The 10,208-nt window shown below is 64.3% G+C and carries 10 protein-coding genes; 4 read left to right on the top strand and 6 right to left on the bottom strand.

Annotation, left to right across the window (positions count from 1 at the left end; all coding sequences use genetic code 11):
* Positions 1–82: 82 nt before the first annotated feature.
* Positions 83–694, bottom strand: coding sequence for a hypothetical protein (locus EXZ48_RS09950; RefSeq protein ID WP_130515660.1), 612 nt, complete (start codon positions 692–694; stop codon positions 83–85).
* A gap of 1,201 nt (positions 695–1,895) precedes the next feature.
* Here EXZ48_RS09950 and EXZ48_RS09945 point away from each other — a divergent pair.
* Positions 1,896–2,321: a hypothetical protein gene (locus EXZ48_RS09945; RefSeq protein WP_130515658.1), complete on the top strand. Its 426-nt coding sequence runs from the start codon at positions 1,896–1,898 to the stop codon at positions 2,319–2,321.
* A 15-nt stretch (positions 2,322–2,336) separates the two neighbouring features.
* On the opposite strand, the gene EXZ48_RS09940 is transcribed toward EXZ48_RS09945, so the two are convergent.
* Both EXZ48_RS09940 and dusA read right to left on the bottom strand, forming a co-directional pair.
* Complete coding sequence (locus tag EXZ48_RS09940; protein ID WP_130515702.1) at positions 2,337–2,924, bottom strand: J domain-containing protein; 588 nt, start codon at positions 2,922–2,924, stop codon at positions 2,337–2,339.
* 121 nt (positions 2,925–3,045) lie between these two features.
* The gene (gene dusA, locus EXZ48_RS09935; RefSeq protein WP_130515656.1) at positions 3,046–4,113 is read right to left on the bottom strand and encodes a tRNA dihydrouridine(20/20a) synthase DusA; all 1,068 of its coding nucleotides are present in this window, start codon (positions 4,111–4,113) and stop codon (positions 3,046–3,048) included.
* Positions 4,114–4,220: 107 nt separating this feature from the next.
* Between dusA and EXZ48_RS09930 the strand changes: the two genes are divergently transcribed.
* Together EXZ48_RS09930 and EXZ48_RS09925 are read left to right on the top strand one after the other, a co-directional pair.
* A complete protein-coding gene (locus EXZ48_RS09930; protein WP_130515654.1) occupies positions 4,221–4,748 on the top strand; it encodes a gamma carbonic anhydrase family protein in 528 nt (175 codons plus the stop codon).
* A gap of 98 nt (positions 4,749–4,846) precedes the next feature.
* A complete protein-coding gene (locus tag EXZ48_RS09925; RefSeq protein WP_130515652.1) occupies positions 4,847–6,757 on the top strand; it encodes a caspase family protein in 1,911 nt (636 codons plus the stop codon).
* Positions 6,758–6,825: 68 nt separating this feature from the next.
* On the opposite strand, the gene EXZ48_RS09920 is transcribed toward EXZ48_RS09925, so the two are convergent.
* Genes EXZ48_RS09920 through EXZ48_RS09910 form a run of 3 tightly spaced genes read right to left on the bottom strand, consistent with a single transcriptional unit; the run spans position 6,826 to position 8,970 of the window.
* Positions 6,826–7,221, bottom strand: a complete 396-nt coding sequence (locus EXZ48_RS09920) for a Fur family transcriptional regulator (protein WP_023515521.1) — start codon at positions 7,219–7,221, stop codon at positions 6,826–6,828.
* Positions 7,218–8,048 (bottom strand): zinc ABC transporter permease subunit ZnuB, encoded by an 831-nt coding sequence (znuB, locus tag EXZ48_RS09915; protein ID WP_023515520.1) that lies wholly within the window; start codon positions 8,046–8,048, stop codon positions 7,218–7,220. Before znuB ends, EXZ48_RS09920 begins: the two co-directional genes overlap by 4 nt.
* Entirely contained in the window at positions 8,041–8,970 is a 930-nt protein-coding gene (locus tag EXZ48_RS09910) for a metal ABC transporter ATP-binding protein (protein ID WP_130515650.1), read from the bottom strand. The genes znuB and EXZ48_RS09910 overlap by 8 nt, the downstream gene beginning before the upstream one ends.
* Before the next feature lie 99 nt (positions 8,971–9,069).
* Between EXZ48_RS09910 and znuA the strand changes: the two genes are divergently transcribed.
* Complete coding sequence (gene znuA, locus EXZ48_RS09905) at positions 9,070–10,086, top strand: zinc ABC transporter substrate-binding protein ZnuA (RefSeq protein WP_130515648.1); 1,017 nt, start codon at positions 9,070–9,072, stop codon at positions 10,084–10,086.
* The last annotated feature ends 122 nt before the right edge of the window (positions 10,087–10,208 follow it).

The following is a 10,208-nucleotide window of genomic DNA, read 5'->3' as shown; positions in this document are numbered from 1 at the left end:
ACTTGCCTGCGGTGTCGCGCAGCCAGCAAAAGCCTGCCTCTCGTCGCCAAAACGTCCGGTGCTATGCATTAAGGCGGCTAAATCACCATAGATTCGAGGGATCTGGAACTTGAGCTAATTCATAGCTCTTTGTATCAGCTGTATTGACCTCAATTGTGACCACCGTCCCAGGAAACTCAAAAGCAAGCTGTTTTCGTTCTGTAACGCCTTGCTGCTCCATCCAACAGCCATTTCCGGTCACCAATATGAATCTACCCATATTTAAGCGAATAAATTGCCTCAATATTTTTAGCCCCAACCCTCCAGGAATGTCTCCTACTCGCGTAGTGCTTCCCTCGGTCATCGCCCAGTCAATTGCAGCGACTGCGCTTATATCACGTCCGAATGCACGCCGGTATGCGCCATGAATGCCTATTCCTCCATCGGTTATCGAAAAATCGATTCTCTCATACTTGGGGAAAAACTGGCCACATGCAAATATTTTTGTGTCAGAATAAGAATGAATAGACGAGTTTATAAAAATCTCATCGAGACCTTCGTAGATTTTCCCTCGCAAGACTCCCGTCATTTGCGGAAATCTCATTCTTTTCATATGTTGACGAATAAAATTTGAATACAGAACCCCATCAGATTTGCTGAAAGCCGTCAAAGGTATTACAGTACCCGTCTCAACTCTATTTTCGGAATTGAACAACCCATTTCTCTGCATAATATCAACTATACGCGGAGACGTATTCGTAAAAACAACGCTATTTCCGCGGCTTTGCATCTTACGGATTACACAAAGGATCGAAGAAGAAAGGTGCGCATCAATCCATCGAACACGTGAGAGATCAATTTCAATTCGATCGTTCGAAGCGTCCGAACATTGAAAATGCCAACGCGCTATCTCTTCAAAACTTGATGCATTCGTTGAGAGATCCGGAGATCTTATAGTTATAGGCATTTAAAACCTACTTCCCCACCTATTTCAAATTTCACCCTACCATAGCACAGTGCATGCCGACGTGCGCCGAAGATGCTTTTTCCCCAACAAAATCAGTCCTACATAGCCCGCAATGTACCCACCCAAGCTCTCGGAATTAAACTCCCCTCATCCCGCCGCGGATACACCGCAAGGCGTTGCGGCGAGGCGGGGTCGGCGCTTTTGGCGAGGGACGGACGTAAGCCGTCGCCAAGGGGGCTCGCGGAAGATGGTCTCCCTCCGGCGACACGGGGGAAGCGGCGGGGCGTCGGACCGGGCCCTCCGCTTCATGCCTCGAACGGCGCGCCGGGCGTGCCTGTGCGGCACACAAGGGGGCCGGGCGTGATGGATGCGTCGGCATCGTCCGCCGGAGCGGCGTTTTCCCGGGAAAGGCGTCAAAACCCTTTCCGTCCGGGCAGGGCTCGAGGTGAGCCCGCCCGGCACGCAAAACCGGACAAAACCCGCCCCGGAAACCGGCGGCGAACATTCTTGCGCCCAGCCTTTGCAGAGAGACCCAAGTCGCGGGCAAAAACCGCCGAACGGGGCGCTGAAAGGCGTCATATACACTCTTCTGACACGGCGGCTTCCAGCGCCCCGTCCGAAGCCCGATGCCCGCACCCCGGCGCATTTTTTGCGCGCGGGAAGGCGAACGCCTGAGCGCACGCTCCCCGGAACCGGCGCGCCACCCGCGCCCGCCCGGCCGGGACGCCCCTTCCCGCGCCGCAGACGGCGGTGAAGCCGGGACACGGGAACAAGAGCCCGTCCGGCTGAAACGAGACCGCTTCGCCGCCGGACGACGCGATGGAAACGGGATCGGAAAGCCTTTCCGGTGAACCGGATCTTCCGCCCCCTCGGCAGGACCGCTGTCCCGTGCAGCGCGCAACCGGCGCGGGCCGGCGCGGCATCCGCCCCAACCCCGACAGGAGCCCCGATGGCCGATCGCCCCCAGCCTCCCCCGTCCGACCTTGCCCTCCTCGTGCGCGCGGCCGAGATGCTGGCGTTGCCGCAGCGCGTCTGCCGCATCCGGAGCTGCCGCCGCCGCGGGTACTGCGCTTGGTTCTTCCACGACACGCAGGAACCCTGCTGCCTCGGCCATCTCGACGCGGAGCAGCGCCGCCTGTTTGACGATTTCGTCCAGATCGTGCGCGCTGTCAGGGATTTCGGCAATTCCCGCGGAAAGCTCGCCTTCGCCTCGCCCTGGCGCGAGACCCGCGCCCTTCAGGACGCCGCGGTGGAGGCCGCCCGCCCGCTCCTGCACGGTGCCGCGCTTGCGGAGTACCGCGCCTTCGCCGCCGCGCGGGCGAAAAACAGGCTGCCGGTGCGATACGAGGGCGACGAGCCGCCGCTCCCCCGTTGAGACGGCGCGGGCGGCCTATTCCGCCGCCTCGCCCTTCACCTCGACCGGCAGCGGTTCGAGCGCCGCCGCCAGCTCGTAGGAATAGCCTTCCAGCATGGAATAGGCCTGCTCGATGACCGCAATCTGCCCCTCCGCATTGCGGATCGCCTCGGCGATCGACTGCGAGCGGGCGCGCAGCATGGAGCCCAGAAAGTCCGTGCCGGGCTTGCGGCCGAGCCGGTCGATATGCTGGCGCACGCGGTTGCGGTGGCGCTCCAGCTCGAGGATGTGGAAGCGGCTCTTGACGATGTCGTCGGAGAGCTTTCGGCGCATCGCCGCCAGCGGATCGAAGCTGCCGGGCTCGCGCTCGTCGAGGATCACGTCGTTGACCAGCGGTTCGAGCAGCATCAGGCCCTTGAGGTCGCGCGGGTCGGCAAGCTGCGGGTCGAAGCCGGTGTCGTCGAAGACTTTCCGGCGCACGGGGTCGCGCAAAAGGTCGTAGCAGGTCTGGAGGCGGGCGAACTGGTCCGCGTCGCCGCCGGAATCCGGATGCATGCCCTTAGCGGCCTTGCGATAGGCCGCCTTCACCTGGTTGTCGTCGGCATCGCGCTCTATTCCGAGCATGGCGTAGGGATCGATCACGCGGCCACCTGTCCGTCTTTTTGCACTGCGTCGTCTCTGTAACAAACTCTCCGACCCCGAGGGGACGAAATTGTGGTCGGCGCAAGGCGATGCACAGAAAGCGCTACTCCGCCGCCGCGGCCGTCTCGGCCCGTGCGGACAGCACCGCAGCAAAGGCCGCCGCGATCACCTCCGGCCCCGCCCCCGGCTTCGTCGCGTCGGTCGAAAGGATCTGCCGGTATTTTCGCGCGCCCGGAAAGCCCTGGAAGAGCCCGATCATGTGCCGCGTGACGTGCGCCACCCGTCCGCCGCGGGCGATCACCCCGCCCGCATAGGCCATCATCGCATCCCGCACCGCTTCCCAATATTCCGTGGAAAGCACCTTCGGATCCGACAGCCGACCGCCCGTCCGGAGCGGATGCAGAAAAAGAGTATCCACGCCCGCAAGGATGCCGCTATCCTGATAGGCAGCCCGTCCGAGCATGACGCCATCCAGCCCCGTCATCTCTTCGAGCGCCTGGCTGAGGGTGTGAAGCCCGCCGTTGAGCCCGACGAAAAGGTCTGGGTTCTCCGCTTTCAGCCGGCGCACCAGGCCGTAGTCGAGCGGCGGAATGTCCCGGTTCTCCTTCGGCGAGAGCCCCTGGAGCCACGCCTTGCGCGCATGGACCCAGACGGCGTCCGTTCCGGCGCTCTTCACGCGCGAAACAAGATCGCGCAGCGCCACCTCCGGATCCTGGTCGTCGACGCCGATGCGACATTTGACGGTGACGGGAATGGCAACCGCCGCCTTCATCGCCGCCACGCAATCGGCGACGAGCTGCGGCTCGCGCATCAGGCAGGCCCCGAACGTGCCGGACTGCACCCGGTCCGAAGGGCAGCCGACATTGAGGTTGATCTCGGCATAGCCAAACCCCTCGCCGATCCGCGCCGCCTCGGCCAGTTTTGCCGGATCGTTGCCGCCGAGCTGGAGCGCGACGGGCTGTTCCACGGCGTCGAAGCCGAGCAGCCGTTCGCGGTCGCCGCGCAGGATCGCATCGGCGACGATCATCTCGGTGAACAGTAGCGCATTCGTCGTGAGCTGGCGCGCGAAGACGCGGTAGTGGCGATCACTCCAATCGATCATCGGCGCGGTGGCGAAAATCTTCGTCCCCGTTGTCACGGCCTGGTGGTAGAATGTGGCTGCGTTCGTCATGGCGCGGCTCATACTCCATATGGCCCGGAAAAACCACCCTGGCCTTTCCCCGCCCTCCTTCACCGGTGCTAGAGTGAGGACAGGAATCAGACCTGCCGGAGGAAACCATGCCGCTCTACGCCCTCGACGACCACGCCCCGTCCCTTCCCCAAGGCGACCGCTACTGGGTGGCGCCGGATGCGAACGTCATCGGCAGGGTCGTCCTTGGCGAGGATGTCGGCATCTGGTTCGGCGCGACGCTGCGCGGCGACAACGAGCCGATCACCATCGGCGCGCGCTCGAACATCCAGGAGGGCGTGATCGTGCATGTCGACCCCGGCAGACCAGTAACGATCGGCGAAGGCTGCACGATCGGTCACAGCGCCATCATCCACGGCTGCACCATCGGCAACAACTCCTTGATCGGCATGGGCGCGACGGTGCTGAACGGTGCGGTCATCGGCAAGAACTGCCTCGTCGGTGCCAATGCGCTGGTGACGGAAGGCAAGGTTTTCCCGGACAATTCGCTGATCGTCGGCGCGCCCGCCAAGGCGATCCGCACGCTCGACGACGAGGCGGTCGCCGGGCTCCAGCGCTCCGCCGAAAGCTATGTGCGCAACTGGCAGCGCTTCAAGATCGGCCTCAAGGCGCTCTGATCCCGGCATTCGACCGGAAAAAATCCACCGGAAAAACTTCCCCGCCCGACAGGGTTGCGGCATACTTCTCCTCGCCATGAAGGCCGCGTGAGGGGACCATGCTGCTTCGTCTCGCCATCCTGCTTCTTGCCGTCGTCATCGGCCAGCCGGCCCTTGCCGCGCGCAAGGCCGCCCTTTTGATCGGCAATGCCACCTATGCCGCGCCGGCGACAGTGCTGAAGAACCCGCCCAACGACATCACGGCGATGAAGGCGACGCTGGAGACGGCCGGCTTCGAGGTGACGGTGCTCGAGAACGCCGGCCGCGCGGCGATGTCGCAGGCCCTTGCCGGCTTCGAGGAAAAGGTCGCCGGTGCCGATATCGGCCTCATCTACTATTCCGGCCATGGCATCGAGGTGAGCGGCGACAATTTCCTCATCCCCGTCGATGCGAAGCTCGCCTCGGACCGCGACGTCAAATACGAGACGATCCTGCTCGACGACCTCCTGCATGCGCTGGCCGGCGCCACGAAGCTGAAGCTCGTGCTGCTGGATGCCTGTCGCGACAACCCGTTCCTCACCTCCATGAAGCGGCTTTCCACCCGCGGCATCCCCACCCGGGGCCTCGCCCGCGTCGACAGCGCCGAAAGCAACATGCTGATCGGCTATGCCACTGCGCCCGGCGACGTGGCGCTCGACGGCGACGGCGCGATGAGCCCTTATGCCGCGGCGCTTTCCCGCCACCTCGTCACACCGGGGCTGGAGATCGAGGCGGCGCTGCGCGCGGTCGCCAAGGACGTGTTCGAGGCGACGGGCGGCAAGCAGCGTCCGTTCAAGACCGGCTCGCTGTTCGAGACGGTCATGCTGGGCGAAGGCCTTGCGCCCGACGCCGCCGGCAGCGCCATAGGCCAGGGCGATCCCTGCCGGGATGCGAGCGCGCACTGGGCGGAAATCCGCGAGAGCAAGGACAAGGCGATGTTCGAGGATCATCTGCGCCTTTTCCCGGCCTGCGCCTTTGCCAACATCGCCCGCCAGCGCATGGCCGCGCTCGCCCCCGCCGTCAGCCGCCAGGAAACATTCGGCGAAACCGAATGCGACCGCCTGGCGGCCGCCGAGAACGACCCGTTCAAGCTGGCCGCCGCCAAGGGCGTCGATTTCTACAAGATCGATTTCGCCCGCGCGATACCGGCCTGCGAGGCGGCGATACGCGAGAATCCCGACGAAAAGCGCTTCGCCTACCAGCTCGGCCGGGCGCTGGACAATGGCGGCCGCTTTGCCGAAGCGCTGGCGCAGTATCGCAAGGCCGCCGATCTCGGCAACCACCAAGCGATGCGCAATCTTGCGATTCTCTACGAGAATGGCGAAGGCACGGCGCAGGATCGCGCCGAGGCCATGCGCTGGTTCCGCAAATCCGCGGACCTCGGCAATGCCTTCGCGATGAACAAGGTCGGCCTCCTCTATGATGAAGGGCTGGGTGTCGCCAAGGACAAGAAGGAGGCCTACCGCTGGTTCAGCAAGGCCGCGGAGGCCGGCAACGCCGAAGCCATGACCAGCCTCGGCTTCGCACTGACCAACGGCGACGGGGTCGAGCAGAACCATGCGCTGGCCCTGGAATGGTACCGGAAAGCCGCCGATGCCGGAAACGCGCAGGCCTATAACAACATCGGCACCATGTACGAACGCGGCCGCGCGGTGCGCAAGGACAAGCAGGAAGCATTGAAATGGTATGCGAAGGCCGCGGAGAACGGCAATGGCCAGGGCGCCCAGAACGCCGCCGCCATTCTCGACGGCATCGACACGGAAAACGATCCCGTCACGGCAGCGGCCTGGATGGAGAAAGCCCTTCGCCTCGGCCACCAGGGCGCGCGCTACCAGATGAAGGACAACACCACGGCCTGGTCGCTCAAATTCCGCAAGGCCCTCCAGCAGCGGCTGGTCGAGGCGGGCGTCTATTCCGGCGCGATCGACGGCCAGTTCGGCCCCTCGACCATCCGCGCCGTCGAGGCGATCTTCGACAAGAAGGCGGGTTGAGACCTCTAGCCGAGCCAGCCGAAGCGCTCACGCTTCGGCGGAAGCGCTCACGCTTCGGCGGAAGCGCTCTAGGCACAGCCCGCACAGGTGCCGCGAATCTCGATCGTCGTCTTGCCGGTCTTGAAATTGCGGTCCATCGCAAAGCCCTTCAGCCGGTCCTCGATGACGTGGTCGTGGAACTCGGTGACCTTGCCGCAGGTCTCGCAGATCGTGAAGGCGGTGATGCCGTGGGCGTGACAGCCGTCCTCCGGATGGGCGCAGGCGACGAAGGCATTGATGCTTTCGAGCCGGTGCACGAGGCCGAATTCCAGCAACTTGTCGAGGGCCCGGTAGACCTGCAGCGGCGCACGAAACCCGTTGTCGCGCAGCTTGTCGAGGATCGAATAGGCGCTCAGCGGGCCTTCGGAATGCGACAGCACGTCGAAGACGAGGCCCTGGTTGCGCGTCAATGGTTGCGTGGTCATGCCCGACCTCCCTGGCTTGCTGGCGAATGATCCGCTCCGCTCGTCCTCGGCCTGGTGAGCAGGCTTAGAATGAACAGAGCCAAGGCTGCAACCACGATCGAGGGACCGGAGGGCGTGTCGAATTTCAAGGAACCGAAGAGCCCGCCGACAACGGCGAGTGCCCCGACGACCGAGGCGAGCACCGCCATGATCTCCGGGCTCGTGGAAAAGCGCCGGGCCGTGGCCGCGGGAATGATCAGCAGCGAGGTGATCAGCAGGATGCCGACGATCTTCATGGCGATGGCGATGACGAGTGCCATCAGGAGCATGAAGGCAAGCCGCGTGCGTTCCGGCTGCAGGCCTTCCGCCTCCGCCAGTTCCGGGTTCACCGTCGAGGCGATCAGCGGGCGCCACAACCAGATAATGGCGAAGGTGACGAGCACGCCGCCGCCCCAGACGAGGTCCACGTCGGCGCGCGTGACGGCGAGAATGTCACCGAACAAGAAGCCGACGAGGTCGATGCGCACCCAGGTCATGAAGGAGACGATGACGAGGCCGATCGCCAGCGTCGCATGCGAGAGGATGCCGAGCAGCGCGTCGGTGGAAAGCGTGCCACGCCTTTGCAACAGCAGGAGGAGAAGCGAGACGGACGCGGCGACGATGAAAACGGAGAGCAGGAGGTTGAACTCCATCAACAGCGACAGCGCGACGCCGAGCAGCGCCGAATGCGCCATCGTGTCACCGAAATAGGCCATGCGCCGCCAGACGACGAAACAGCCGAGCGGCCCGGCGGTGATCGCCAGTCCCACGCCGGCAACGAGGGCACGGATGAAGAAATCGTCAAGCATCGCGCCGCTCCTCGCCGCTGCGGGCCGGCGCCGGTCCGTGGTCGCAGCCGCAGTTCGGGCCATGCACATGGCCGATGCGCATCGGCCCCGCCCGCCCGCCGGTCGGCAGGATATCGACGGGGCGCCCGTCTTCTGGCCGGCAATCGTCGGTGATCGAGCCGTCGGCATGCAGCACCCGGCCGTCCGGCAGGTGCGTATGGTCGTGGTTGTGGTTGTAGAAAGCGAGCGTCTGGCCGGCACGGGCGCCGAACAGTTTCAGATATTCCGGGCTCTGGCTGACGGTCTCCGGCGTTCCCCGGCAACAGACATGGCCGTTGAGGCAGATGACGGTGTCGGTCTCCGCCATCACCACATGCAGGTCGTGCGAGATCAGCAGGATGCCGCAGCCCGTGGTGTTGCGGATCGTCTTGATGAGGTCGTAGAGCGCGATCTCACCGGAAAAATCGACGCCCTGCACCGGCTCGTCGAGCACCAGGAGGTCCGGCTTGCGGGCGATCGCCCGGGCCAGCAGCGCACGCTGGAACTCGCCGCCCGACAGGTGCTGCACCTCTGCGCGCGCGAGATGCCGGATGCCGGTCGCCTCCAGCGCGGCATCGATCTCCGCGCCCTTCAGCGGCGAGGTCAGCGTCATCAGCCGGTCCACGGTGAGCGGCATGGTCCAGTCGATCGACAGCTTCTGCGGCACGTATCCGACCTTGAGGCCGGCCTTACGCTCCACCCGGCCCTCGTCGGCCTTCAGCACGCCGATCGCCGTCTTGGCCGTCGTCGACTTGCCGGACCCGTTGGGGCCGATCAATGTGACGATCTCGCCCGGTGCAATGGAGAACTCCACGCCGCGCACGAGCCAGCGGCCCTGGCGACGAACGCCGACGCCCGCAAGCGAGACGAGCGGCTGGACGGTCTTGGTGGGGGTCTGCAGCATCATTTTTCCAAAAGCCTGTTGCGTCAGGGTATGGCACACGTTATAGCATAACGCAATTGATGTAATAACATTACATTGCAATTCAAGACGGAGATCCCCATGCAAAAGGCCGTTCGCACCCTCCTCCTCACCACAGCGCTTTTTTCCGCCGGCACCATCGCCGCGCGGGCCGAGACGCCTGACGTGGTCGTGTCGATCAAGCCGATCCATTCGCTCGTCACCGCGATCATGCAGGGCGTCGGCGAGCCGGCCTTGATCGTCGAGGGCGGCGCCTCGCCGCATACCTATGCCTTGAAGCCGTCCAATGCGGCCGCCCTGCAGGATGCGGACGTGGTCTTCTGGGTGGGGCACGGCCTCGAAGCCTTCCTCGAAAAGCCGCTTGAAGCGCTCGGCGGCAAGGCGACCGTCGTGGAACTGGAGGATGCGCCCGGCCTCGAAAAGCTGCCCTTCCGCGAAGGTGGCCCGTTCGAGGCACATGACCATGAGGGCGAGGACGGACACGATCACGCCCATGGCGAGGAAGGCCACGACCACGGCAAGGAGGCAGACGGCGGCCATGCCGGGGAAGCCGGGCACGAAGGGCATGAACACGGCGCCTTCGACATGCATCTCTGGTTGAGCCCGGACAATGCCCGCGCCATCGCCGCCGAAGCCGCCCGTGTCCTGTCGGAAAAGGATCCCGACCATGCCGCCGCCTATCAGGCGAACCTTGCGGCGCTCACCGAGAAGCTCGGCGCACTCGACAAGGAGATCGCGGAAACCGTCGCCCCCGTGAAGGACAAGCCCTTCATCGTCTTCCACGACGCCTACCAGTATTTCGAGCACCATTACGGCGTGGCCACCGTCGGCTCCATCACCGTCAGCCCGGAAACCATGCCCGGCGCCGCCCGCCTCACGGAAATCCGCGAGAAGGTGAAGACGCTCGGCGCAACCTGCGTCTTCGCCGAGCCGCAGTTCGAACCCAAGCTGGTGAACGTCGTCATCGAAGGCACCGACGCGAAATCCGGAACGCTCGACCCGGAAGCCGCCACGCTGGAGCCCGGCGCGGACCTCTACTTCACCCTGATGCGGAGCATTGCGACCTCGCTGCGCGATTGCCTCGGTCAGAAAGGCTGAGTGCGACCCGGAATGGACCCGTGATCCGCTCCCCGACCGGTGAGCACGGCACGCTCACCTTCCTCCGTCATGCGCGGGCCTGATCCGGGCATCCAAGACCGGGCATGCCGGTCGGATAGCCG

It is taken from the genome of Shinella sp. JR1-6, assembly GCF_004284735.1.
Taxonomy (GTDB): domain Bacteria; phylum Pseudomonadota; class Alphaproteobacteria; order Rhizobiales; family Rhizobiaceae; genus Shinella.
Note: the sequence above shows the minus strand (reverse complement) of the source record. Positions and strands in the feature narration are given on the sequence as shown.